The 23,878-nt window shown below is 57.4% G+C and carries 22 protein-coding genes; 8 read left to right on the top strand and 14 right to left on the bottom strand.

Features of this window, described 5'->3' with window-relative positions; genetic code table 11:
- The first annotated feature begins 229 nt into the window (after nt 1–229).
- The gene (locus Q4606_RS02695) at nt 230–382 is read left to right on the top strand and encodes a rubredoxin (protein WP_303596845.1); all 153 of its coding nucleotides are present in this window, start codon (nt 230–232) and stop codon (nt 380–382) included.
- A gap of 69 nt (nt 383–451) precedes the next feature.
- Here Q4606_RS02695 and Q4606_RS02690 read toward each other — a convergent pair whose 3' ends face one another.
- The 13 genes from Q4606_RS02690 to Q4606_RS02630 all read right to left on the bottom strand — a co-directional run bounded on the left by Q4606_RS02690 (nt 452) and on the right by Q4606_RS02630 (nt 14,303).
- Entirely contained in the window at nt 452–1,840 is a 1,389-nt protein-coding gene (locus tag Q4606_RS02690; protein ID WP_303606576.1) for an amidohydrolase, read from the bottom strand.
- Nucleotides 1,837–2,385: a (2Fe-2S)-binding protein gene (locus tag Q4606_RS02685; RefSeq protein ID WP_303596722.1), complete on the bottom strand. Its 549-nt coding sequence runs from the start codon at nt 2,383–2,385 to the stop codon at nt 1,837–1,839. Before Q4606_RS02685 ends, Q4606_RS02690 begins: the two co-directional genes overlap by 4 nt.
- Entirely contained in the window at nt 2,382–4,685 is a 2,304-nt protein-coding gene (locus Q4606_RS02680) for a xanthine dehydrogenase family protein molybdopterin-binding subunit (protein WP_303606575.1), read from the bottom strand. Before Q4606_RS02680 ends, Q4606_RS02685 begins: the two co-directional genes overlap by 4 nt.
- Nucleotides 4,675–5,490: an FAD binding domain-containing protein gene (locus Q4606_RS02675; protein WP_303606574.1), complete on the bottom strand. Its 816-nt coding sequence runs from the start codon at nt 5,488–5,490 to the stop codon at nt 4,675–4,677. The genes Q4606_RS02680 and Q4606_RS02675 overlap by 11 nt, the downstream gene beginning before the upstream one ends.
- A gap of 9 nt (nt 5,491–5,499) precedes the next feature.
- Nucleotides 5,500–6,576, bottom strand: coding sequence for an ABC transporter substrate-binding protein (locus Q4606_RS02670; protein WP_303606573.1), 1,077 nt, complete (start codon nt 6,574–6,576; stop codon nt 5,500–5,502).
- 112 nt (nt 6,577–6,688) lie between these two features.
- The gene (locus Q4606_RS02665) at nt 6,689–7,192 is read right to left on the bottom strand and encodes an ureidoglycolate lyase (protein ID WP_303606572.1); all 504 of its coding nucleotides are present in this window, start codon (nt 7,190–7,192) and stop codon (nt 6,689–6,691) included.
- Nucleotides 7,189–8,211, bottom strand: a complete 1,023-nt coding sequence (gene alc / locus Q4606_RS02660) for an allantoicase (RefSeq protein ID WP_303606571.1) — start codon at nt 8,209–8,211, stop codon at nt 7,189–7,191. Before alc ends, Q4606_RS02665 begins: the two co-directional genes overlap by 4 nt.
- Nucleotides 8,208–9,158 carry an allantoinase PuuE gene (gene puuE, locus Q4606_RS02655; protein WP_303596728.1) on the bottom strand — a complete coding sequence of 317 codons (951 nt, stop codon included), beginning with the start codon at nt 9,156–9,158 and terminating at the stop codon, nt 8,208–8,210. Before puuE ends, alc begins: the two co-directional genes overlap by 4 nt.
- Nucleotides 9,155–9,844, bottom strand: a complete 690-nt coding sequence (locus Q4606_RS02650) for a TetR/AcrR family transcriptional regulator (protein WP_303596729.1) — start codon at nt 9,842–9,844, stop codon at nt 9,155–9,157. The genes puuE and Q4606_RS02650 overlap by 4 nt, the downstream gene beginning before the upstream one ends.
- Nucleotides 9,845–9,913: 69 nt before the next feature.
- On the bottom strand, nt 9,914–10,690 hold the full coding sequence (locus Q4606_RS02645) for an outer membrane protein OmpK (RefSeq protein ID WP_303596730.1): 777 nt from the start codon (nt 10,688–10,690) through the stop codon (nt 9,914–9,916).
- A gap of 62 nt (nt 10,691–10,752) precedes the next feature.
- On the bottom strand, nt 10,753–11,673 hold the full coding sequence (locus tag Q4606_RS02640; RefSeq protein ID WP_303596731.1) for an ABC transporter permease: 921 nt from the start codon (nt 11,671–11,673) through the stop codon (nt 10,753–10,755).
- 1 nt (nt 11,674) lies between these two features.
- Nucleotides 11,675–12,781, bottom strand: a complete 1,107-nt coding sequence (locus Q4606_RS02635; RefSeq protein WP_303596732.1) for an ABC transporter permease — start codon at nt 12,779–12,781, stop codon at nt 11,675–11,677.
- Nucleotides 12,768–14,303 (bottom strand): ABC transporter ATP-binding protein, encoded by a 1,536-nt coding sequence (locus Q4606_RS02630; protein ID WP_303606570.1) that lies wholly within the window; start codon nt 14,301–14,303, stop codon nt 12,768–12,770. The genes Q4606_RS02635 and Q4606_RS02630 overlap by 14 nt, the downstream gene beginning before the upstream one ends.
- A gap of 238 nt (nt 14,304–14,541) precedes the next feature.
- Here Q4606_RS02630 and xdhA point away from each other — a divergent pair, with 238 nt between their 5' ends.
- The 7 genes from xdhA to Q4606_RS02595 are packed head-to-tail and all read left to right on the top strand — an operon-like array spanning nt 14,542 to nt 22,647.
- Complete coding sequence (gene xdhA / locus Q4606_RS02625; protein ID WP_303606569.1) at nt 14,542–16,005, top strand: xanthine dehydrogenase small subunit; 1,464 nt, start codon at nt 14,542–14,544, stop codon at nt 16,003–16,005.
- Complete coding sequence (gene xdhB, locus Q4606_RS02620; protein ID WP_303606568.1) at nt 15,998–18,352, top strand: xanthine dehydrogenase molybdopterin binding subunit; 2,355 nt, start codon at nt 15,998–16,000, stop codon at nt 18,350–18,352. Before xdhA ends, xdhB begins: the two co-directional genes overlap by 8 nt.
- A complete protein-coding gene (gene xdhC, locus Q4606_RS02615; protein WP_303606567.1) occupies nt 18,352–19,215 on the top strand; it encodes a xanthine dehydrogenase accessory protein XdhC in 864 nt (287 codons plus the stop codon). The genes xdhB and xdhC overlap by 1 nt, the downstream gene beginning before the upstream one ends.
- Nucleotides 19,212–19,712 carry a 2-oxo-4-hydroxy-4-carboxy-5-ureidoimidazoline decarboxylase gene (gene uraD, locus Q4606_RS02610; RefSeq protein ID WP_303596737.1) on the top strand — a complete coding sequence of 167 codons (501 nt, stop codon included), beginning with the start codon at nt 19,212–19,214 and terminating at the stop codon, nt 19,710–19,712. The genes xdhC and uraD overlap by 4 nt, the downstream gene beginning before the upstream one ends.
- Entirely contained in the window at nt 19,709–20,053 is a 345-nt protein-coding gene (uraH, locus tag Q4606_RS02605) for a hydroxyisourate hydrolase (protein ID WP_303596738.1), read from the top strand. Before uraD ends, uraH begins: the two co-directional genes overlap by 4 nt.
- A gap of 23 nt (nt 20,054–20,076) precedes the next feature.
- A complete protein-coding gene (gene guaD / locus Q4606_RS02600) occupies nt 20,077–21,441 on the top strand; it encodes a guanine deaminase (protein WP_303606998.1) in 1,365 nt (454 codons plus the stop codon).
- Between the two features lie 3 nt (nt 21,442–21,444).
- Nucleotides 21,445–22,647 (top strand): urate hydroxylase PuuD, encoded by a 1,203-nt coding sequence (locus Q4606_RS02595; RefSeq protein WP_303606566.1) that lies wholly within the window; start codon nt 21,445–21,447, stop codon nt 22,645–22,647.
- Between the two features lie 59 nt (nt 22,648–22,706).
- On the opposite strand, the gene Q4606_RS02590 is transcribed toward Q4606_RS02595, so the two are convergent.
- Complete coding sequence (locus Q4606_RS02590; RefSeq protein ID WP_303606565.1) at nt 22,707–23,744, bottom strand: isopenicillin N synthase family oxygenase; 1,038 nt, start codon at nt 23,742–23,744, stop codon at nt 22,707–22,709.
- Nucleotides 23,745–23,878 lie beyond the last annotated feature (134 nt).

The following is a 23,878-nucleotide window of genomic DNA, read 5'->3' as shown; positions in this document are numbered from 1 at the left end:
CCCTGATGAAAAGTTCCATGTTTCTCTGGGGCGTATGGCCGTGCACCGCTATGCCACCACCCAGGACCGGCAAGCTCGTGTTGAGGCGCGGGTGCTGAAGGCATTCGAGCTGGAACAGAAGGGCAGGTTGGCTTTCGAACGCCGACTCGGCGCGATCCGTGAACAGGCAGTCAACGATTCTGCTGAACAGGCGCCTGCAAAGGGCAGCGATGCACCAACCGCCCAATGGGTGTGCCAGGTCTGTGGCTGGATCTACGACGAGACGGTGGGCGATCCGGATTCCGGCATTGCACCAGGAACACCCTTCGAGGATATTCCGGACGACTGGGTGTGCCCGGAATGTCTGGTTACCAAGGATGACTTTGTTCTGCTGTCAGTCTGAGGCAATCCGTTACAGAGAAAAGCTAACCAGGAGGGCGCTTTAACGCCCTCCTGGCCTTCCCAACTGCAGTCATACCGGCGTTGCAACACCCTTCCGGTTCGTGGCAAGCCACCGCTCACGACGAGTCAGTAGTCGTTCCGCTGCCTGGTTGCCCTGTTCGATATAGGCCGGCATATCGCCACTAAGCAGTATCTGGTTCTCGGCCAGTATTTTCCCGGCCACCATGGTCATGGACACATCACCACCCAGCACCGAGTGCACCAGATTGTGATGCAGGTTCTGTAACTTCCCTTGGGGTATGAACGGCGTCATCCGGGCTGTATCGGCAGCCACGGCAATCACATCCGCCTGCTTGTCGGCCTCCAATGAGCCGATTTCCCGTTCCATACCCAGAGCTCTTGCCCCTTCGATGGTGGCCGCTCTCAGAACATCCCAGGATTTCCAGGCTGCAGCGTCCATGGCCCGCAGCTTGGCCAGCAGCGAGGCGATTTTCATCTCCTCGAACATGTCCAGGTTGTTGTTTTCCTTCTCACCATCGGTACCGATTCCCACGGCAATGCCGGCAGCGATCATGGCTTCCACTGGAGCCGGACCACTGGCGAGTTTCATGTTGCTTGAGGGGTTGTGCGCAACGCCGATGTTGTTATCCGACAACAGCTGTAGTTCGTCATCATCGAGCCAGACGCAATGCGCGAGCAATACCTGTTCCGGCGACAGTAGCCCCAGTTTTTCCAGGGACCGGACCGGGCTCATACCGTGCCGCCGCATAGCTTCAGGAATTTCACTCTGGCTTTCGTTTGAGTGGGTGTGTAACCCGGTGCTGTAATGATTGCAAAGGTCTACCGCCCGCTGGCAGGCAGCCTCGGTTGCGTAGAACTGATGCTCCAGCCCCACCCACACGTTAACGCGACCACCTGCTCCACCATGCCATTGCGCGATCAGCGCCTCGTTGTCATCCAGTGTGTCAAAATAGTCGTAGCCTGGTGCCTCACCCACATAGGGCACCATCACCACGCGATTGCCCAGGGCTTCGGCTGCCCGGGCGGAGCCTGCCATGTACCGCCACATATCCACCGATGTCGTAGTACCCGCCAAAAGGCTTTCCGAATAGCATAACCAGGAGGCCGCTTCCGCCTCGTCGGGCTGGAGCACACGGTGCATTGGATCAATGTATTGCTGCAGCCACTCCCACACGGGCAGCTCCTCGGCGGTACCACGCAGCAGACCGGAATGGCTGTGGGTATTGATCAGTCCCGGCATCAGTATGGCTCGGCCATAATCCCTGACTTCAGCATCCGGCGCGCGCTCACACAGCGTTTGGCGATCCCCCACTGCCTCAATAGTGTCACCCATCACCAACACCGCGCCGTTCTGAATAACGGAGTTGTCCTCGGTCATAGGCAGTACGGCGTCCGCACACAGCAGGAGCCGGCGATTACTCGCAGAGGAAATAGTCATAAGGGTTCTTCCGATAATGAGGGCCCCCGGCCAACCGCTTCGTCCGGACAGCAAGAGGCCGAAAGTTGATCGATAGCGCGCCTGAGGCCGCCATAGCCGGTACAGCGGCAGAGATTACCAGCCACAGATTCAGCCAGATCCACCGGGCTGCCCTGCCGGTGCTGCCGTAAGCCGGCGACAAGTGAGACGGCAAAACCAGGTGTGCAATAGCCACACTGCAAGGCGCTCTCACTTGCCAGCGCGTCGCGGACGGAGAGGAAGTCAGGGTCCTCGCCCAGGCCCTCCACGGTTTCCACATGATGACCTGGCAACTGCCAGGCCATCACCAGGCAGGACGGCACAGCCCGACCGTCAAGCAGTACCTGACAGGCTCCACAGCGTCCCACCCGGCACCCGGCCCGGGCGGACGTGATCTGGCCAGACTCCCGCAGGATATCCAGCAAAGTCTCGGCACTCGCTGCTGCTCGGGTTATCGTTTCACCATTCAGCTTAAAACTGAGGTTTTCCTGTGCCGGCATTTCCGGCACCTGATAATGATCACTCATAGTGCCTGCTCCTGTGCAGCCATCCCCACCAGCAAGTCTCCGGGGTCTACCGGCAGCCGCCGGATCCGGACACCGGTTGCCATTTCAATCGCGGCGGTAATAGCAGGTGCCACTGCCTCGATACCCAGCTCGCCTACACCCCTTATCGGGAAAGGGTCGTCCTCTGGTGTGCTGTCCAGAACATCAACGCGCTGGACAGGAGCGTCGTGAAAGGTGGGGATAAGGTATTGGTCCAGATTATCTGCCAGGTAGCAGCCATCGCGGGTTGTCATGTCCTCGGTCAGGGCCATGCCCTGCCCCATAACAGCGGCACCCTCGATCTGCCCCAGATAACCGGGCGGGTAGATCACACGTCCGGCGGCGGTAACATGGTGAAGATCCGTCACCCGGACCCGACCGGTGAGACGATCCACGGCCACCCGGGCTACTGTAGCGATCTGCAACTGCAGATAACGGCCCACGGGCTGCTCAGCGTCCGGCGCCACCGGAAAATCCTGACTGGCGCTGGCGCTTAGCTCATCAAGGTTGACGCTCGCTGCCAGTTCCCGATAGCTCAATACCTGATGATCATTGAAATAAAGACCTCCTGGCCCGAACACCAACCTGTCTTCCGGGTGGCCGCTCAAACCGGCAGCATGTCCGCGTACAAGGTTCATCCAGCCCGGCAGAATCCTGGCCAGTACACCATGTACCAGCACGGAACTGCGGGATGCACTGGTGGGCCCGGAATCCGGCCCCCGGGAGTTTCCCAGCGCTACTTCCACATCGCTCTCCCGGCAACCCACTCCATTGCAGACGGACTGGATGATGGACTCGACAATGTTCTGGCCATAGTCCGAGAAACCGAATTCCACGCAGATATGACCTGCAGGTGACAGGCTGATACGCCCGCCACCACTGTCAGGCAAGCCATCTCCCAAACCATTACCCTGAGCGCCCATGGCCATTCCTGTGCCGGTCAGCCAGCGACCCGTGCCAGCGTCATGGCAGCACCAGAGGGGAGAAGCAACGGCCGCAGCAAGCACCTCTGCGGGTGGTGCGGTCCAGCGTACAGTCTGGTCACGGCTACCAGCATCGCCAGGGGAGCGCAGGTTGATCTGGCGAAACGCTGAGGGCTCCATACCAAGCTTGCCCGCCAATGCATCCAGCTGCGATTCCACCGCGAACGTGGCCTGATTGCCGCCAAAGCCCCGGAAAGCACCACATACACCATTGTTGGTATAAACCAGGCGACCGGACACCCGATACGCCTCTATTCGATATAACGGCGCCGTGGCGTGGTCCAGATAGTTTTCCAATACTGCAGGCCCCAGACTGGCGTAGGCGCCGGTGTCCAGAACTGCCTCTACTTTATGGGCCAGCAACCGCCCTGCCGCGTCACACCCGGTGGTCATTTTTACCGTCACCGGGTGGCGCTTGATGCCAGTCCTGCAGGATTCGAACCGGTCCAGATGGATTATCACCGGGCGGCCGGTTTTCAATGCAAGCAACCCGGCAGCCGGCTGCACGGTGAGCTCGTCCTTACCACCGAACGCCCCACCTGTGGCCGTGGACTCAACCGTAACCTGGTCATGGGCAAGACCAAGAATATCCGCCAGTTGTTCCGCATCCCGATGGCCAGACTGGCAACCTACCCGGAACAACACACCGCCGTTATCATCCGGAATGGCAACACCACCCTCAGTCTCCATAAACGCGTGCATCTGGCGAGGAGTCTGATAATGATGTTCAACAATCACGGTGCATCGGGAAAAGGCGTCTTCAAGGTCACCCCGTTCAAGGGTTTCCCGGGCCAGCAAATTGCTGCCACCGTGTTCTTCATGGGAATTATGGAGAGCCACCTGCTGCTCGGCCAATGCAGCATCACTGACCACGGGAAGAGGCTGGTAACCCACCTCTATGACATCCAGCGCTGCCCGGGCCTGCTCCGGAGTGTCCGCCGCCACAGCGGCAATCGAATCGCCTTCGTAACGCACCCGCTCATCACAAAACACCGGCTGGTCCCGGATCACTATGCCGAAGCGATTCGGTCCCGGCACATCGGCGGCACTGACCACCGCATGCACACCAGGCATTTCTCTAGCCCGGGAGATATCCACCCCGGTGATACGGGCATGGGCGTGAGCACTGCGCAGAATGGCGCCATGCAATAACCCGGGGAGATGTCGCTGGTCAGTGGTATACGCCAGACGACCTTCGATGCGCGGGGTCAGGTCCATCCGTGAGGTAGCGTTACGTACCCAGTCGCCGTCCAGAGTCACAGAACTTCCGATGGGCCCAGATGGTTTTTCAGGCTTCAAGGCTCACCTCCGCCAATCCAAACTCCAGCATCCGGCACACGGCGAGTCGTAACTGGGTGCATTGCCAGCCCAGAGCTTCCAGTTCGCTGTCGATCACTGTCGCCAGGTCGCCAAGCTCCCGAACACCTTGATCCCGGAGCATGGCTTCAGTAACCACCAGCCGGCCGGCTCCGCCTTCACCACACACCGCCAGCCGAAGCTGCTGTCCATTATGGACACAAGCCACGGTGGCCCGGGTGGGGCTAAAGCGCTCCCGATAGCCGAGCTTTTCCACAAAGAATCTCCAGTCACGGCAGTCCGGCAGAGTCACAGATCTGAGCAAATCGCCGGCCGCACGATCCAGACACCATTGGACCAGAGGCCGCCCACCCGTTCCTTTGCCAGCCAAAACGTCCACCTCAGCGTCCAGCGCAAGTGCCAGAGCGGACAAATCCCCACCAGCAAGCAAATTACCGCCAACCGTACCCAGATTGCGCACGCCGGGCCCAGCTACACGATTCAGCAAACCCACCAGCTGCGGGAGGTACACGGACGTTAAGGGGTGCCGGGCAAGCTCGTCCAGAGTGGTCAGCGCGCCAATGATGAGACCGCAGTCCGTCTCCTGAACACCAAGAAACCCCGGCCAGTCAGGATTCAGCGCCACCAGTTGCACGGGCCACTGCCGGTCGCGCTCACACGCAGGCTGCAACCAGGTGCCCCCAGCGATGTAAGGAGCCCGAAAACGTTTGGCAAAACTGACCGCCTGACGAGGCGACTCCGGGCGCATAACCCGGACCGCCAGCCTTTCGGTAACCAGGTGGTTCACAGGTTCCACTCAGTCGCTGCCCACACCGGAGACATCCGGATACCGGGCCATAATGTCGTGAATGGCTTTGGTGCCAACAAACTCAGTGGTATAGCCTTTGGTGGGATCGACTGTCTCACCGATCAGATCCAGGCTAACCAACTGCTGATAAATATCCTGCCAACGCTCGTCGGTCATGATGCCAATACCCGCTTTGAGAGCATCGCCAGACAGGACAATGCCTTGCTCATCCATTTCCCTGAGAGAATGTGCAAGTTGCTCCGGGCCCTGGTTCTCATTCAAACCGTGAATGTATTCATTCGTGGCTGTCGGGTCCTGCAGGTATTGGTACCAGCCCTCAATGGTCGCTTCTACAAACTTGCGGGCAACTTCCGGACGCTCTTCCAGGGTTTTTTGAGTGGTGACGATCATGGTCGAGTAGGATTGCCAGCCATTGTCAGACAGCATGAAAACATTCGGCTCAATGCCAGCTTTCTGCACGACAAAGGTTTCCGAGGTAACGTAGGCCTGCTGGATAACCTCGGGATCCGCAATAAACGGCCCCATCTGGAAGGTATACGGACGGACCTGTTCATCGGTATAGCCATATTTTTGCTTCAACCATGGCCAGAATGACTGGTGCGCATCCTGGGACAGCAGGATTGCCTTGCCCTTGAGATCTTCCAGGCTGTCGTTCCCGACATCCGGGTGAGTCATGATTATCTGGGGATCTTTCTGATAGAACGAGGCCAGCGCCACCACAGGTAAACCTTCCTCGACAGCATTGAGAATCTGGCCACTGGAATGAAGCATCACGAAATCGGCCTGGCCACCCAGCAGCAGCTGCATGTTGTTGACCTGAGGGCCGCCGGGTGCCATTTCCACGTCAAGCCCATAGTCCTCATAAGTGCCCTGCGAATCTGCGTGGTACCAGCCACCGTGTTCGGCCTGGGGAAACCAGTTGGTGCGGAAGGTCACCTTCTCGAGGTCATTCGCCCAAACGGAGCCTGGCGCTGCCAGTACGGCCAGCCCAGCTGCCATCACCATAGTCGCTACCCGACCGGGGCGTCGTGCCTTGGTCGCACATGTTACTGTCTTGGTCTTCATGCACTCTCTCCATACATAAGGTCATATGGGCGATCAGACATTCGGCGTCTCACCCATTCTTTATTTCCCTATAGTTTTTATTTGAGGGAGGACATCAGGCATTGGCAAAAATTTAGTTGGACGGCAGTACCGGTGTTATGGGCCCTGCCAGCGTGATCTCATCGCAGTTATTACCCGCTCCCTGGCGATCAACTACCAGGTAATCAGAGTTTGGATCCAACGGAAGCAATGGCGCGTGCCATGTTCCGGCCCTGTAGCTGAGCCCCTGGTTGCCACCGGCGAGAAACACCCGAACCAGGGACTCATCAAACTCACCAGGGGGTGCCACAACCGCCAGGAATGCACCATTGTTCATGGGAACGAAAGCCTGGCTGCCCAGGGGGTGCCGCTCCATGAGAGTAATCTTCAGAGGGCTAAGAGGCTGGCCACGAAATATAGATAAGATGCCTTGTGCATCCTTACCAAGCAGCTCCACTGTTGCCAACGCGTGGAACCGCTCGGTACGGCCCTGATTGATAGGGAAAGAGTCTGCCCCCCTGGTATCAATCACTTCACCAAAGGGCGCAAAAGCCTCTCGGGTAAGGGGTTCCGCAACGATTGTCCGGGCGTGACTCATGATACCGGCTTCCCGAACAGCCTCACCCTGCTGACACCGCCATCCGGGATCATGTTGAAACGGATATGGGTAATCGCCCCCACATCTTTCAGGTCAGTAAACTGATGGATAGCGTCTGCGGTCAGCGGCTGCTCATCCATCAACGTGTGCCAGAACATACTCTGGGTGATGAGAGACTGGGCAGTACTCTCTCCAACCTCGACACAGGCCGCCTGTATAGAACAAGCCGCAGGGAAATTACCCTTGAAGTGCGCTGTATCCACCTCGATATGTTCGGCAATTCCTTTGTGGCCCAGAGACAGAATGCACCAGTCACTGCCAGGCTCACGGCGGCGGCGGGTTTCCCAACCATCGCCCATATTGATACCCCGGCCAGGTCGCAGAAGCTTGCGGGGTTCGCCATAGTGAGCATCACTCCAAGCCACCTGGTCACCGCCATGTTCCAGCGCAAGCAGGTTCACCGGGCCGCTGGTCAGCAGAGCGGACCAGTCACAGAATGGTTTGCCGTATATGCGCAGGCGCGCCAGCCCGCCATCGGGGAATATGTGCACCCGCACATGGCTCCAAGGCTTTTCCGAGGCGATTTCGCAGAAGCGGTGGTCATTGCCTTGCAGTTCAATGGCTGGCACCAGTGTTTGCCAGTCACTGCTTTCGCCGGGCTCGCCATCCGGGCAATAACACGCCTCCAGCGAAGCCGCCGGGGGAAAGTTTCCGGTAAAGAAACTGGTATCGAAATCTACCCCCATCAAAACGCCAGGTGTCGCCAGACGGATAACGCACCAGTCGTGACCGGTGGTACGGCGACGACGGGTTTCCCATCCGTCCATCCATTTGCCGTTGTCATCAAAACGGTCGGGGTAAAACACCGGTTGGTCAGGGTTCAGCATGCGCTCCCGGGACGCAAAAAACTCATCGGTCACCTGGGTCACTTCCGCTCCCAGGCTTCCATCGGCCAGGTTCAGGCCATTACGGGTAAAGTCAGGCCCTTCAATATTGGGGGCCACGATTGCGTCTGTCATTCTTTTGCTCCGATGTCAGTCTCCTGAAAGGGATGTTCTTTTTTCCAGTGGCGGGCAATATCAATACGCCGGCACACCCATACCTGCTCGTGTTCCTGGATATAATCCAGGAACCTCTGTAAAGCCCTGAAGCGGCCTGGACGGCCAACAACCCGGCAGTGCAGGCCTATGGACATCATCTTCGGAGCATCTGCACCCTCTTCGTACAACACATCAAAAGTGTCTTTCAGGTATTGAAAGAACTGCTCTCCCGAGTTGAACCCCTGAGGTGAACTGAAGCGCATATCGTTGGTTTCCAGGCTGTAAGGCACGACCAGATGGGGTTTGTGCTCCCCGTCGCGGGTTTCAACCTTCGTCCAGAAAGGAAGATCATCACCGTAGTAATCACTGTCGTATTCCAGTCCGCCATGTTCCACAGCCAGGCGGCGGGTATTGGGACTGTCGCGGCCGGTATACCAGCCCAGCGCAGGTGCTCCGGTCAAACAGGTATGCTGCTCCAGCGCCAGCTCCATATAGCGGCGCTCTTCTGCCTCTGCCATGTCCTGATAGTGGATCCAGCGCTGGCCATGGCACGCAATCTCATGGCCATCGTCGATAAAGGCCTGTACCACCTCCGGGTTTCTGGAAAGAGCCATAGTCACCCCGAAGACCGTCAGAGGTAACTTACGCTTGCGAAACTCACGCAGAATGCGCCAGACACCAGCACGGGAGCCATACTCATAGAGGGACTCCATGCTCATGTGCCGGCCTCGATAGGCTTCGGCACCAATGATGTCAGAGAGAAATGTTTCAGAGTGCTCATCCCCGTGAAGCACACAGTTCTCTCCGCCTTCTTCGTAATTCAGAACAAACTGGACAGCTATCCGAGCGTTGCCCGGCCAACTGGCATGAGGAGGGTTTTCACCATAACCCCGCATATCTCTCGGGTAGGAGACGTTCTCATTCATTTAGGACTCTCAAGGCCGCAGCCCCGCAAGATCACATCAACCAGGAAGTCAGCCGCATGATCAAAGTCACGCTTCTCATACTCGGCCTTGTTCTCGACCATCAGGATCTGCACGTGGAAGTCGGCATAATGTTGTGTGGATGACCAGATCAGGAAAATCAACTGTACCGGGTCTACAGGCGCCATACGGCCATCGTCTATCCACGACTGCATGACCTCTGCCCTACCCCGGACCCACTCACGCATATTGGTGCGCAGGTGCTCCATAAGAAACGGAGCGCCCTGGATGATTTCCATGGCGAACAGGCGGGAAGACAAGGGGTACTTTCGGGACATCTCGACTTTGGTCCGGATAAACGTGGCCAACGCCTCGGCCGGATCATCTTCTGGCCGGATTTCAGTGAACACCTTGTTCCAGCGCGCCAGAATGTCATCAAACATGGCGCTATACATTCGCTTCTTGTTACTGAAATAGTAAAGCACGTTGGATTTTGGCAGTCCGGCCCGCTCGGCAATGCTCTGGATAGTGGCGCCCTTGTAGCCGTTTAGAGCAAATTCTTCCTCCGCAGCCACCAGGATCTTCTCCCTGTTTCGCACCCGTATCCTGCCCGGCCGGTACTTCCGGCCTTTCTCATCCTTACTCGCCTTCTCTGAAACCGAAATGTCTGCAACGGTGTTCTTGGTCATGAGCCTCTCACTTGTTATCCATTTATTCAGGAGTCCGACAGTATGATTCTGCCGGACTCCTGCTCAGGATCAAAAGTGGAATTTCACCAACGCACTGACAGAGCTCTGATCGCCGATCAGGTTGTCACCCAGACCATACTTATTCTTCCAGTACTGGTACTCGATACCGGCGTACAAGACACCCGGCGCGCCCCAGAAGTTACCCATATCCAACTTGACCTGCGGGGTGAACTGGAATTCTGATTTGTGATCAGATTCGGCAGACGACCAATCAATGTAGCCATCAATGAGGAATTTGGCCGAACCAATATCGAACGGATATCCCCAAGTGACCGTCAACTGTTTGTCATCGCTGATCTGATCATTATCAACGTAGTAAACAGAGGTATTGAAGTACATGAAGCCAGGCAGGTCCCAGGAAAAGCCAAAACCGGCGAGATAGTTGTTTACCTGGGTACCGCCACCAAACTCATATTGACCCGCAAGACTTACATCCTTGACCGGACCAAAACTAAGGTCAGAGCCTGTTAGCCAGCTCCCGCTCAGGTTGGGCGCAAACTCCCCGTAGACATTATCAACGCCTTCAACATCGCCTTGACCCTGGTCACGGTCGATGAAGAAGAAGGTGCTACCCCAGTTGTGAGCGGTGGCATTCTCAAAGGTGAAATAAGTCGCCTCATATTGAAACCCGCCGTCACCGCCGGGATCGAACTCAACACCTTCATACTGGTTGCTGTGAAGTATGGAGATACTGGATCCTCCGAAGAACTTCTCAGCGTGGGCAGCCGGGGCAAAAGATGCGGCAGCCACACAGCCGGCGATCAGTGTTTTACGAAATGCATTCATGGTTAATCCTCTCAGGTTACATTTTTCATTTTTTAGGGTTGGCTAACTGCTGATCATTATTGTTAGGACCCCGGCCGGTATGGCTGGCCGAGGGAAAGCGGGGTATTCAATCGGGTTCGTGCCGGGTTCCAGGACAACAGAACCAGCATGAGAATCGTGACTACGTATGGCAGCATGGCGAGCAACTCCGTAGAGCTTTTCCAGCCCAGGCCCTGCAGCACCAGGTGCAAAATGCTGGCCGCGCCAAAAAGGTAGGCCCCCAGAATCAACCGCTCCGGCCTCCAGGTGGCAAAGACCACCAATGCCAGAGCTATCCAGCCACGACCGGCTGTCATGTTCTCCGTCCAGAGCGGGGTGTAGGCCAGGGAAAGGTAGGCACCGGCAAGCCCGGCCATGCCGCCGCCAAACGCAACGGCCAGGTAACGCACCAGCAACACTTTGAGACCATTGGCGTTAGCTGCTTCGGGGTCCTCACCGATGGCGCGCAACAGCAAGCCACCGCGGCTATATCGAAGGAACAGCGCTACGACCGCGAAGGCTATAAAAGAGGTGTAGACCAACGCATCCTGGTCAAAGAACACTCGGCCCAATACTGGAATGTCGCTAAGCAGAGGTATGGCCACACGGCTGAAGCCATCGATGGAAGAGCCCACAAAACCTGCTCCGAGAAACGCGCTCAAGCCAGTGCCAAATATCGTCAGAGCCAGCCCTGCCGCGTACTGGTTCGCTGCCAGAGTCACCGCCATGAAAGCGAACAGCAGTGACATCGCAATTCCGGCCATAATGGCTGCAGCTACTCCCACAAGCAGGCTGCCACTGGACAGGGCTGCCGCAAACCCGGCTACGGCACCCATCAGCATCATGCCCTCCTGGCCCAGATTGAGAACGCCGGAGCGCTCGCAGATCAGTTCTCCCAGCGCCACGAGCAACAGCGGGGTACCGGCAACCACTGTCGCAGCCAGCACATTGGTCAACAGTTCCATCTCAAACCTCCTGCGGTGCAGCCGCAACGGCCGCACTCCTGGGTTGCGGGGCCGCTTTCTTCAGCCGAATCCGGTAATGGATAAAGGCGTCGCAGGTCAGCAGATAAAACAGCAGTAGCCCTTGAAACAGTGCCGTCACAGCTTTGGGCATCTGCATGGCAATCTGCAGAATCTCCCCGCCAATGAAGGTCAGCGCCAGCAATGCACTGGCAGCAACAATACCCACCGCATGCATTCGTCCAAGAAACACAACGATGATTGCGGTATAGCCGTACCCGGGAGACACCTGTGGTACCAGCTGGCCAATGGGTCCCGTTACTTCCGAGGCTCCGGCCAGGCCCGCTGTCGCACCACCAACAAGAAAGGCAAACCAGGTCAACTGGCGAACGCGAAACCCGGCGAATGCAGCCGCCCGGTGGTCCTGACCGATCACGCTTAACTGAAATCCAATGAAGCTGCGAGCAAACAGTACCCAGACCGCCACCGCAGCCAACAAACCGAAAGCAAGGCCCAGGTGTAAACGGGTGCCCTCAATCAACGCCGGCAGCAGCGCCGACTCGGCGAACATGATCGACTGCGGAAAGCCGAAACCATAAGGGTCCTTGAGCGGCCCGTGCACGACATACAACAACAGGTTCAGGGCGATGTAATTGAGCATGATGGTGGTGAGAATCTCATTGCAGTGCAGGTGGGTTTTCAGGCCCGCAGCAATAGCGGCCCAGAACATGCCACCCAGCACACCCGTCAGAAGCACCACCGGCAGCACCCAGAATCCACTCACAGCCGAGAGCTGCACAGCCATCACACTGGCGCCCAGGGCCCCCATCAGGAAATGACCTTCAGCACCGATGTTCCACAACTTGGCCTTGTAACAAACGGTCAGACCAGCAGCACACAACAGCAGAGGCGCCATTTTCAGACCCAGCTCTGCCAATCCCGGCAGATCGCTGATTGGTGTTATAAAGAAAAACTTCAGACCTTCTACCGGGTCTTTACCGATCACCAGGAACAGAATGAACCCGGTGATAACAGTCAGAACCAGTGCCAGGAGTGGTGATGCCCAGCGCATCACAGACGAAGCAACAGGGCGACGCTCAAGCAACAGCATGAGCCACCTCCGTGGATTCAAATTCCCCAGCCATCCATTGACCCAACTGCTCTATGTGCAATTCGGACGTGGGGGCGAGTGGGGACAACCGGCCATCACAAAGTGCGCCCAGGCGATTACACAGTTGGTAGAGTTCATCCAGGTCTTCGGAGATCAACAGGATTGCCGCGCCCTCATCCCGAAGCTTTACGAGAGACTCGTGGATAGCCACGGCTGACCCCACATCAACACCCCAGGTCGGGTGTGAAGCCACGAGAAGGCGAGGGTTTTGCAGGGCTTCACGGCCGATAATGTATTTTTGCAGGTTGCCGCCTGACAGGCTCCCTGCGGTACTGTTTTCACCGGTGCAACGAACGCCAAAACGGCGAATCACCTCACGGGAGAACTCTCGTACGCGGCGAGACCGTATCAGGCCACGCTCGACCAGCCCCTGCCCGGAGGCAGTCAGCAGGGCGTTATCCGCCAGAGACATATCAGGCACGGCGCCCCGCCCAAGGCGCTCCTCCGGAACAATCGCCACACCCAGCTTCCTGCGCTGATCGGGGAACAGGGTTTGAATATTCTGACCACTCAGACTGATCGTCCCGGCGTCAGCTCGAATCTCGCCGGACAAAGCTTTGAGCAGTTCATCCTGGCCATTACCGGCAACCCCGGCAATGCCGACAATCTCCCCCTTGTGCAGATCCAGGTTCACATTATCGAGACTGGTTCCGAAGGGATCCTTGCTTTTCCAGCCAAGACTTCTGACTTCCAGTAAGGTCTCGCCCGGTTCCGCAGCAGTCACCTGAGTTGAGATCGGAGTGTCGTCACCCACCATCAGACGTGCGATTTCAGAAGCGGAGATCTCTGCAGGCTGACAGTCACCACTGACCCGCCCCTGACGCAAAACCGTTGCGGTGTGGCAAAGGCTGCGAACCTCCTCCAGTTTGTGACTGATAAAAAGGATGCTGCAGCCCTCTTTCGACAATGTTCTCAACGTCGCAAAGAGTGAGGTGACTTCCTGGGGCGTAAGAACGGATGTTGGCTCATCCAGTATCAGCAGGGTGGTCTCCTGAATCAGGCAGCGAACAATTTCCACACGCTGCCGCTCACCCACCGACAAAGTGCTGATATATCGCCTTGGGTCCAACTCCATGCCATATCGCTCAGAGACTTCGCTGATGCGCTGGTTCAGCTGGCTTCGGTTACGAGCTTCATCCGGTGGCAAGCTAAGCGCAATATTCTCGGCCACCGTCAGGGTCTCGAACAGGGAGAAATGCTGAAACACCATGCCAATACCCATGCGTCGGGCCTGGGCAGGGTTATCGACATGCACGGCATGGCCATTCAAGACGATCCGCCCCTGGTCGGGCTGAACCACCCCATAGATCACTTTCATCAGGGTGCTTTTGCCAGCGCCGTTTTCGCCCAGAAGCGCGTGGATCTCCCCTGCTTCCACAGTGAGATCAATACCGTCATTCGCCCGGCACCCCGGGTATTCCTTGACGATGTTTTCAAGCTTCAGACGTATCGCCGCAGTCATACACAGCCCCATGTTCATCCAAATGTATTTGGCCTCTGAATTCATAAACTGACCAAACAATCAACATTTGAGGTACCAGCAATATGCTTGCCAAAAATTAATACTCCGCAAAAAACGACTAATTAAACCAATTGGTCAGCTTTTTGCAGAAACCCTGTCAGAAACATTGAAGCGCCGGCCTGAAGCCAAGGGCAGTGCACCCCGGAACACCGCAAATAGACTGCTAGCGGAGAGAGCTGTGATCGAATTCCTTATGAACGGTCAAATTGAAAAACTTGACCATATCGACCCAAATTTGAGCATTCTGGAATGGTTGCGCACCAAAATGCGACTTACCGGCACCAAAGAGGGATGCGCCTCAGGTGACTGTGGCGCCTGTACAGTGATTACCGGAACCCCTGATGAAAGCGGGGGGATGAGTTATCAGGCGATCAACAGCTGCATTACTTTGATGGCAAGCCTGCACGGTAAGGAACTGATCACCATCGAGGCTTTTCAACAAGAGCCGGGGCATCCTGTACAAAGCAGCATGGTCAAACACCACGGGGCCCAATGCGGCTTCTGCACACCCGGCATAGTGATGTCATTAACAGCGCTGCACGCCAACCGCAAAGAGGGAGGCACCAGTAACGACCAGATCCTTGAAGCCTTATCCGGCAACCTTTGCCGCTGCACCGGTTACCGCCCCATTGTTGAGGCCAGCCACCAGGCCATGGTCGAGGAATGGCAACCGGAATCAGGGCACCCAGCTGCGGGAATAGCCCATAAGGCCCCTGCCAGCTCCCTTACAGGCATGCACAAGAACAGCTATACACTGAGCTCGCCAGAAGGCTGCCGTTATGACTCACCGGTGAATCTTGACCAGCTCCGTGCACTACGCCGCGAGGCCCCCGCGTCACGCCTGGTGGCCGGCGGCACAGACCTGATGCTGGAGATAGCTCAGCAACTCAGCACCCTGGGCCACCTGATCAGTGTGGAACGAATACCCGAATTGCAGGGCTGCGTGCTGGATGGAAGCGAACTGGTGATCGGCGCGGCCACAACTTATCAACAACTAAGAACGCCTTTGAGCGAACACTGGCCGGCCTTCGATGCCATGCTGGAGCGACTGGGGTCACTGCAGATCCGCAACCGCGGTACCTTGGGAGGCAACATCGCCAACGCATCGCCGATTGGCGATATGCCACCGCCGCTGATCGCCCTCGGCGCCACACTGGTGCTGGATGGTCCTGATGGCGAGCGCCGCCTGCCACTGGACGAGTTTTTCCAGGGCTATAAACAGACCAGCCTCCAGCCTGGGGAGTTTGTTCACTCCGTGCGGGTGCCGGTACCTTCAGCCAATGAAGCCCTATACATCCACAAGGTGTCGAAACGCCTGGATGATGATATCTCGGCGGTTCTGGGAGCCTTCCGGCTGACGATCGACAAGGGCGTTGTCCTTGCCTGTCGTCTCGCCTTCGGTGGTATGGCCGCCGTTCCTGCGCGAGCCCTCCATGCAGAAGCGGCCCTGACCGGCCAGCCCTGGAACGAAAAATCCGTGCAAGCTGCAATAACAGCCCTGACCAGTGATTTCTCGCCTCTCAGCGATGTCCGCGCCTCCTCCGGCTATCGACTGCAGGTTGCTGGCAACCTGTTGCGACGCACTCTACTGGCGTCCACCTCCCTGTCCGGCGAACAACTGATGGTGACAGATTATGCGTAAACTCCCCCTGAACTCACCTGCTCCGGCACACAGCGCCCGTGGTCTGGCAGGGCACAGCGTCAAACACGACAGTGCCTGGAAGCACGTCAGTGGCCAGGCCCGCTATATTGATGATATGCCCACACCTGAAGGCATCCTCCATGCAGCCGTGGGCCACAGCGAACAGGCTCATGCCCGCGTAATATCGATGGATCTGGATGCGGTTCGTCAATACCCCGGGGTGGTAGCCGTGATCACGGCCAAAGACGTGCCAGGTCATCTGGACATAGGTCCGGTTTTTCCGGGCGATCTGGTTCTGGCTGACGACACCGTTGAATACATCGGGCAGCCGATATTCGCGGTAGCAGCCACCACTCACGAAGCCGCCCGTAAGGCAGCAAAGCTGGCGAGGGTCGAATACGAAATCCTGGAAGCGGTAGTCACCGTCACCCAGGCACTTAATGAGGAACTTTTTGTTCGCCCCAGCCAGACGCAACAGCGGGGGCAACCGGACCAGGCTCTGGCACAGGCGCCGAACCGCCTCAGCGGAGAACAGTTTGTCGGTGGTCAGGAGCACTTCTACCTGGAGGGCCAGGCGTCGCTGGCCGAGCCAACCGAAGACAGAGGCATGTTTGTCCATACCTCCAGTCAGCACCCTTCTGAAGTGCAAAAGCTGGTAGCAGAAGTACTGGGGCTGCCCATCCACGAAGTTCATGCAGAAGTTCGCAGAATGGGCGGAGGCTTTGGCGGCAAGGAAACCCAGGCGGCCCCCGTAGCCTGCATCGCAGCGTTGCTGGCCAACGCCACCAACCGGCCGGTGAAATACCGCCTGTCCCGCCCGGACGACATGATCCAGACTGGCAAACGACACGATTTTTACAACACCTACGACATAGGCTTCGACGACAACGGCCTGATCCTCGGGGCAGACCTCATGGTTGCCGGGCGCTGCGGCAACTCTCCGGACCTGTCCGATGCCATCGTCGACCGGGCCATGTTCCACGCCGACAACGCCTATTACCTGGACCAGGCCCGGGTAACCGGTCACCGCTGCAAGACCCACACGGTGTCCAACACAGCATTCCGGGGATTCGGCGGCCCTCAGGGCATGATGATCATCGAGCACGCCATGGACGATATTGCCCGCCATCTTGGCCAGGACCCGCTCGACATCCGCAAGCTCAACCTATACCGGCCCGGACGGGACACCACCCACTACGACCAGACAATTGAGCAGCATGTCCTTCCACAACTTCTCGATAAACTCGAAACCAGTTCCGACTACCGTCAGCGGCGCAGTGACATCACGGCCTTTAACCAGTCCAGCCCGATACTTAAGCGCGGCCTGGCCCTGACACCGGTTAAATTCGGTATATCTTTCACCGCCAAACACCTCAACCAGGCGGGTGCCCTCGTAAACATTTACACAGACGGCAGCATCGAGGTAAATCACGGCGGCACCGAAATGGGGCAAGGGCTTTACATCAAGATAGCCCAGGTTGTCGCATCAGCCTTCCAGGTCGACATTGAGCGCGTCAAGGTATCCGCAACCCGTACCGACAAGGTGCCCAATACTTCACCTACCGCTGCATCATCCGGCTCGGATCTGAACGGCATGGCGGCGCTGGACGCCTGTGAAAAAATCATGGCCGGCCTGACAGAATTTGCGGCCAGTCACTGGTCCGCAGCACAGGAAGACGTGACTTTCACCGACAACCAGGTGCAAATCAACGATCTGACGATACCTTGGGCAAAGTTTGTCCAGACGGCATACATGAACCGGGTCCCCTTATCCTCATCGGGTTTCTACGCCACTCCGAAGATCCACTACGACCCCAAGACAGGCACAGGTCATCCCTTTCTTTACTACTCGAATTGCGCAGCCTGTTCCGAAGTGGTGGTGGACACCCTGACCGGGGAGTACCGGGTAATGCGCACCGACATCCTTTTTGATGCCGGACGCTCACTGAATCCCGAGATCGATATTGGCCAGATAGAAGGCGGCTTCGTTCAGGGTATGGGCTGGCTGACGACCGAAGAACTGGTCTACAGCGACGCTGGCAAACTGCTGACCACCGGCCCCGCCACCTACAAGATTCCTGCAGTGTCGGATTGCCCTCCGGATCTGCGCGTCGCCTTGCTAGAAAACAGCCCGAACCGCGAGGCCACGGTTTTTCATTCCAAAGCCGTGGGCGAACCACCCCTGATGCTCGGCATCTCTGTATGGAGCGCCCTTCGTGACGCGGTTTCCAGCATCACCGACTATCGTTTCAGCCCAGCTCTGGATACACCTGCGACGCCAGAACGGGTTCTGACCGCGGTTACAGCCAGCCAGGCCTGGCACAACCGGCAAAAGGAGACCGCCTGATGGAGAACCGGCTTAACTGGTACCAGGCGGTCGCCCGATGTGAACACCACGGCGAACCCTATGTTCTGGTAACGGTTCTTGGAGTAACAGGCTCAGTACCCCGTGAGCCTGCGAGCAAGATGGTGGTCACCGGCGAGCAAAGCTACGACACCATTGGCGGCGGACACCTGGAATACCGTATCTGCCAGCGGGCCAGGGAGCACCTGGCCAAACAGGATTTCATCAGCGAAATGGCCAATTTCCCTCTGGGGGCCAGCCTTGGCCAATGCTGCGGCGGCAGCGTCTCGGTTCTTCTGGAGGCTCACCCGGGGTGCGAACAGGAACTGGTTATTTTTGGCGCTGGCCATGTCGCCAAGGCTCTGGTGACCATTCTTGGCGGATTACCCTGGCGCGTGACCTGGGTGGATGAGCGCGCCGACCAGTTTCCTGCAGACTGCCCGGGTAACGTTCGCATGCACCACACGGACGATCCGGCAGGCGATGCGCCCGCCCTGTGTGCGGGCAAACAAGTACTGATCCTGACCCACAATCACCAATTGGACTTCGAACTCTGCCGCACCTTGTTAACTGAAGGGAGCTGCACTGGCATTGGCCTGATCGGTTCAGACACCAAAGCAGAGCGATTCCGCCAACGGTTGGACCACAGAGGCTTCAGCGCAGCCGACATTGGCAGCATCCGCTGCCCCGTCGGACGTACCGATGTGCCTGGAAAACGGCCCATGGAAGTCGCCGTTTCCATCAGTGCCGAACTCCTGAGCCTGGCCAACTCACCTGCCCAGGACGCACCTGCTCGCCGAGGCCTGCCCTGGAAGGAACTCAAGGGGCTGATCAAAAACACCGAGACAGGAGACATACCCGAATGACCGCCGAGACAATCAACACCCTGCCCCGGGATGAAGCCGAAAGCCAACTAAGAAACTGCTGCGCCGCTGAAACCTGGGTGCAGGGTATGCTGCGAGGCCTGCCCTACTCCAACCAAGAAGCGCTACTCAGCCAGAGCCGGAAACTCTGGCCAAAACTGAGTGAACAGGATTGGCTTCAAGCGTTCACCGCTCACCCGAAGATAGGCGATATCAACAGTTTGCGCGCCAAATACGCCAGTACCCGGGCGATGGCCAGCGGCGAACAGGCCGGCGCCCGACAAGCACCTGAAGAGATTTTGCAACGCCTGAAAACCGGCAACGACGCCTATCTGGAGAAATTCGGGTTCATCTTCATCGTGTGTGCTACCGGCAAATCTGCTGCGGAAATGCTGGAGCTTCTGGAAGCACGCCTGCCGCGTACCCGAGCCCAGGAAGTAGAAACCGCGGCAGCCGAACAGGCAAAAATTACAGAACTGCGACTGGAGAAACTGCTATGAGCCAGAAGAGCCCCGTGACCACTCACATTCTTGATCTGGGAGGCGGTAAACCCGCGGCAGGAGTGAGTGTTTCTCTGTATCGAGTCACTGAACAAGGCGAAAAATGCCTCGCCAAAGGCATTACCGATGACGACGGGCGCGTGATGAGTTGGTTCGATACACCGATTGAAACCGGTCACTACCGCATCCGCTTTGCCACCGGCGCCTGGTACCAGTCCCGTGGGCTGGAAACCTTCTTCCCCGAGGTCTGCCTGGATTTCCGCGTCACTGATCCGGACAGCCACTACCATGTCCCTCTGCTGCTGAATCAGTGGGGCTTCTCAACCTACCGGGGAAGCTGATGACTACCGATCTGGATACCCAACTGCCCGAAGGCTGCGAAGCGCATCGCGGTGCGGTACTTCATTTCCTGCAAGACCCCGGGGATGACCCCGAGCCCAGACCAAACAGCCTGGAATATTTCGAGGACGGCCTGCTTATCCTGAATCAGGGCAAGGTAGTGGCAACAGGACCGGCCAACGTATGGCTACCCAAACTGCCTGCTGATGCAAAGGTTACCCACTGGCAGGACGGCCTGATTGTTCCCGGCTTTATCGACACCCACGTTCACATGCCCCAACTCGGCGTCATGGCCAGCTATGGCACCCAGCTTCTGGATTGGCTGGAAACCTACACCTTCCCTCACGAGGCGCGTTTCAGTGATGGCGACTGGGCACGAACAGAAGCCCGGCGATTCACAGACCTGCTGCTGCGACACGGCACCACATCTGCACTGGTGTTCTGTACCTCGCACCCGGAGTCGGTTAACGCTTTATTCGAGGCTGCGGAGGCCCATGGCATGGGACTCAGCGCCGGCAAGGTGATGATGGACAGGTACGCGCCGGAGAACCTGAAAGATACAACCGCCGAAAGCTACAGCGACAGCCTGGCACTGTTGCAAAAGTGGCACCGCCGCGGGCGCCAGCGCTACGCCATCACGCCTCGCTTTGCCGCAACCTCCACCCCGGAACAGCTGACTCTGGCCGGGAAGCTGGCTGCCGAACACCCGGATGCCATGGTGCAAACCCACTGGGCCGAGAATATCGGAGAGATCACCTGGGTTCGTGAGCTATTCCCCGAACGCACGAGTTACCTCGATGTATACGATCATTACGGGCTGCTTGGCGACCATACCGTGCTGGCTCACGGCATCCATATCAATGATGAAGACCGACAGCGCCTGGCAGACACAGGGAGCAGCATTGCTTTTTGCCCCACATCCAACACCTTTCTCGGTAGCGGATTGTTCGATTTCCGCGCTACCCGCGATGCAGACGTATCCGTTGGCCTCGCTTCGGATGTCGGCGGAGGCACCAGCCTTTCAATGCTTGCCACCATGGCGGAAGCCTACAAGGTATGCCGTCTCCGCGGGCAAACAATGACGCCCTGGCAAGCGTTTTACCTGGCCACACTGGGTAACGCCAGGGTTCTGCACAGGGAGGAAGAGTGCGGCAACTTCGAGCGAGGGAAGATCGCTGACTTTGTCGTACTGGATCACCGCGCCTCGCCGATGCTTACCATGAAGGAGCCCTTCATCAACAACCTTTCGGAAACGCTCTTCAATCTGATGATCCTCGGAGATGACCGTGCCGTCGCCGCAACCATCGTCGCGGGCCAGATTCGATACCAGCGGCCAGCCCTGCCCGGGCCCGGAACATCGTCCACCCATTTTCAAACGCAAGGAGCCTGACCCATGGAAGCTTATCTGAGCGAATGGCTATCCCTTCTCGTTCGCTGGTTTCACGTTATTGCCGGAGTCGCCTGGATCGGTGCCTCATTCTACTTTGTCTGGCTGGACAACCATCTCCGTGAACCGCCGGAGTGGAAAAAGAAGGAAGGCATCAAAGGTGATCTCTGGGCTATCCATGGCGGTGGCATCTATGAAATAGCCAAGTACAAACTCAGCCCCAGGGAAATGCCCAAGGAACTCCACTGGTTCAAATGGGAAGCCTACTCGACCCTCCTTAGCGGCCTGGCTCTGTTGTTCGTTGTCTACTACATGGGTTCACCGGGCTACCTGATTGATCCGTCGAAAGCCGACATCAGCATTGGCACCGCCATTGCGATCGGCCTGAGCACTATTGTCGTAGTGCTGGCCATATACGAAGCACTAATTCGCAGCCCGCTGGCAGACAACGGCAAGGCTTTTGGTCTGACTCTGTTCGCCATTCTGCTAGTGGCAGACTGGGGCCTGTTCCAGGTACTCACCGGGCGCGGTGCTTACATTCATGTGGGCGCGATCATCGGCACCATCATGGTAGCCAACGTCTTCCTCGGGATCGTCCCCTCCCAACGAGCGCTGGTAAAAGCCATCGAGAAAGGCGGTGATCCGGGCGCGAGGGTTGCCCGCCTGGCCATGCTTGCCAAGCTACGATCGACTCACAACAATTACCTGACCTTGCCGATCCTGTTGATCATGATCAGCAACCATTACCCGTTACTGTATGGCCACCCCCATGGTTGGGCCGTTCTTGCGGCCATTGGGTTCATCGCCGCGTTTGCCAGGCATTACTTCAATTTGCGCCACAGGGATATCAACCAGCCATGGATACTGGTGGTCGCCGCCCTGCTCATCGCAGCTTTGATCTGGGCTATCGCCCCGGCACCGGTTACATCCGAGGCGACCGATGGCCAGGCCGTGAGCGACGAAACAGCAAGCACCATCATCAGCACTCATTGTGTGGCCTGCCACGCCAGCGCCCCGAGCCATCCGGCATTCCAGTCGCCACCAGCAGGTTTCATGTTCGAGGAGCTGTCCCAGCTAACAAGCCACGCGGGCAAGGTTCGACAGGTTGCTGTTGACTCCCATTACATGCCGCTGGGTAATGTTACCGGCATGTCTGATGAAGAACGCCAGCAGCTTGGGCAATGGCTTATGAATAACCAACCGGAGTAAACGAGCAAACAAAAGGCCTCCAACAGGAGGCCTCTTTAGTCAGTACTTTTACTTCATGGCTATTGCTGTTTTTTCGCTTTGACCGCTTCTTCTGCCGCATCGAAATTCGCCTGGATACGTTGCAGAAGGTAGTCACGAGCGGTAATCGGCGGGTATTTCTTCTCAGGGCCCTGAATGACCTGATCCTTATTAGCCTGACAGAAGAACGCCATGCTGTAGCGAGGGCCATTGTAGTCACCCGGCTTGGGCATCCGTACCCGGTGCAGGGTGGACTTCAAGCGATCATCACTCCAACGCATCAGCATGTCACCAATATTGCAGGTAATGCGATCTTCCTTCGGAGTAACGGTAAACCATTCGCGCTCATCACCCTTGCCTTCAGCATCCTTACCCGGACTCACCTGCAACCCGCCCTGGTTCTCCTGCTGAAATACCATTGTCAGGCAGTCAAAATCAGTGTGCGCTCCCGCTCGCCAGATCGACGCATCGGGGATCGTACCTTCCGGCAGCGGCAGGTAATGCAGCAGGCGCAGTGTGCTCTGATACTCTTCCGAACTACGGTCATGGGCATGGGTAAAAAACTCCCGATCGAAACCCAGACGTTCGGCAAAGCAAGACAATACTTTCATACCCAGCAGCCAGGCTTTGTGCTCGAAATCCAGCATAACCCGATGAAACTCGGGCACTACTGTCTGGTTAGGCCAGAGGTCATCCATATGCGGCAGGGTGATCTGATAAGACTCTTTGTCGTCCGCCGTTCCGGTGGACGGCCGCACTTGTGATTTGAACTCCCAACCGGAGTTGAGTCCCTTTTTAAGAGGGAAACGCTGTTTCTCAGACTCCGGCAACGCAAAGAAGCGCTCCGACAGACCAAAAGCCTGCTTGATCAGCGCCAGGTCCAGGCCATGTTCCGAGAGCTGAAAAAAGCCGACTTCCGTCGCGGCCTTCCACAGCTGATCAGTAATTTCTTCTCGGCGCAGGTCGAAGTCTGTCAGGTCGATCACGGGGACATCACACTCAATTTCCTTACCCATACCACCGAAAGTGGTTTCCAGGTTCAGCTCTTTGAGGGCGTACTTTTCTTGCGGGTTGTTCATGGGGCCTCCGGGGCATAATGTCAGCAGATAAACAGTGTTCGGAGGCAAACTGGCATGAAAACAGGGCGATCAGGCAAACTCAGAGCCCTAGCCACCAATCACGCCTGTTGCGCATCCGATCAGCGACTGAGCAA

The organism is Marinobacter sp. 1_MG-2023 (genome assembly GCF_030549045.1).
GTDB lineage: Bacteria > Pseudomonadota > Gammaproteobacteria > Pseudomonadales > Oleiphilaceae > Marinobacter.
The sequence above is the reverse complement of the archived record's forward strand: the minus strand, read 5'-3'. Positions and strand labels throughout refer to the sequence as shown.

Excerpts from the sequence above, each read along its gene's own strand:
- Q4606_RS02690 (WP_303606576.1), bottom strand. The coding sequence starts at position 1,840 with ATGACTATTTCCTCTGCGAGTAATCGCCGGCTCCTGCTGTGTGCGGAC.
- Q4606_RS02685 (WP_303596722.1), bottom strand. The coding sequence starts at position 2,385 with ATGAGTGATCATTATCAGGTGCCGGAAATGCCGGCACAGGAAAACCTC.
- Q4606_RS02670 (WP_303606573.1), bottom strand. The coding sequence starts at position 6,576 with ATGAAGACCAAGACAGTAACATGTGCGACCAAGGCACGACGCCCCGGT.
- Q4606_RS02665 (WP_303606572.1), bottom strand. The coding sequence starts at position 7,192 with ATGAGTCACGCCCGGACAATCGTTGCGGAACCCCTTACCCGAGAGGCT.
- alc (WP_303606571.1), bottom strand. The coding sequence starts at position 8,211 with ATGACAGACGCAATCGTGGCCCCCAATATTGAAGGGCCTGACTTTACC.
- puuE (WP_303596728.1), bottom strand. The coding sequence starts at position 9,158 with ATGAATGAGAACGTCTCCTACCCGAGAGATATGCGGGGTTATGGTGAA.
- Q4606_RS02650 (WP_303596729.1), bottom strand. The coding sequence starts at position 9,844 with ATGACCAAGAACACCGTTGCAGACATTTCGGTTTCAGAGAAGGCGAGT.
- Q4606_RS02645 (WP_303596730.1), bottom strand. The coding sequence starts at position 10,690 with ATGAATGCATTTCGTAAAACACTGATCGCCGGCTGTGTGGCTGCCGCA.
- Q4606_RS02640 (WP_303596731.1), bottom strand. The coding sequence starts at position 11,673 with ATGGAACTGTTGACCAATGTGCTGGCTGCGACAGTGGTTGCCGGTACC.
- Q4606_RS02635 (WP_303596732.1), bottom strand. The coding sequence starts at position 12,781 with ATGCTGTTGCTTGAGCGTCGCCCTGTTGCTTCGTCTGTGATGCGCTGG.
- Q4606_RS02630 (WP_303606570.1), bottom strand. The coding sequence starts at position 14,303 with ATGACTGCGGCGATACGTCTGAAGCTTGAAAACATCGTCAAGGAATAC.
- xdhB (WP_303606568.1), top strand. The coding sequence starts at position 15,998 with ATGCGTAAACTCCCCCTGAACTCACCTGCTCCGGCACACAGCGCCCGT.
- xdhC (WP_303606567.1), top strand. The coding sequence starts at position 18,352 with ATGGAGAACCGGCTTAACTGGTACCAGGCGGTCGCCCGATGTGAACAC.
- uraD (WP_303596737.1), top strand. The coding sequence starts at position 19,212 with ATGACCGCCGAGACAATCAACACCCTGCCCCGGGATGAAGCCGAAAGC.
- uraH (WP_303596738.1), top strand. The coding sequence starts at position 19,709 with ATGAGCCAGAAGAGCCCCGTGACCACTCACATTCTTGATCTGGGAGGC.
- Q4606_RS02595 (WP_303606566.1), top strand. The coding sequence starts at position 21,445 with ATGGAAGCTTATCTGAGCGAATGGCTATCCCTTCTCGTTCGCTGGTTT.
- Q4606_RS02590 (WP_303606565.1), bottom strand. The coding sequence starts at position 23,744 with ATGAACAACCCGCAAGAAAAGTACGCCCTCAAAGAGCTGAACCTGGAA.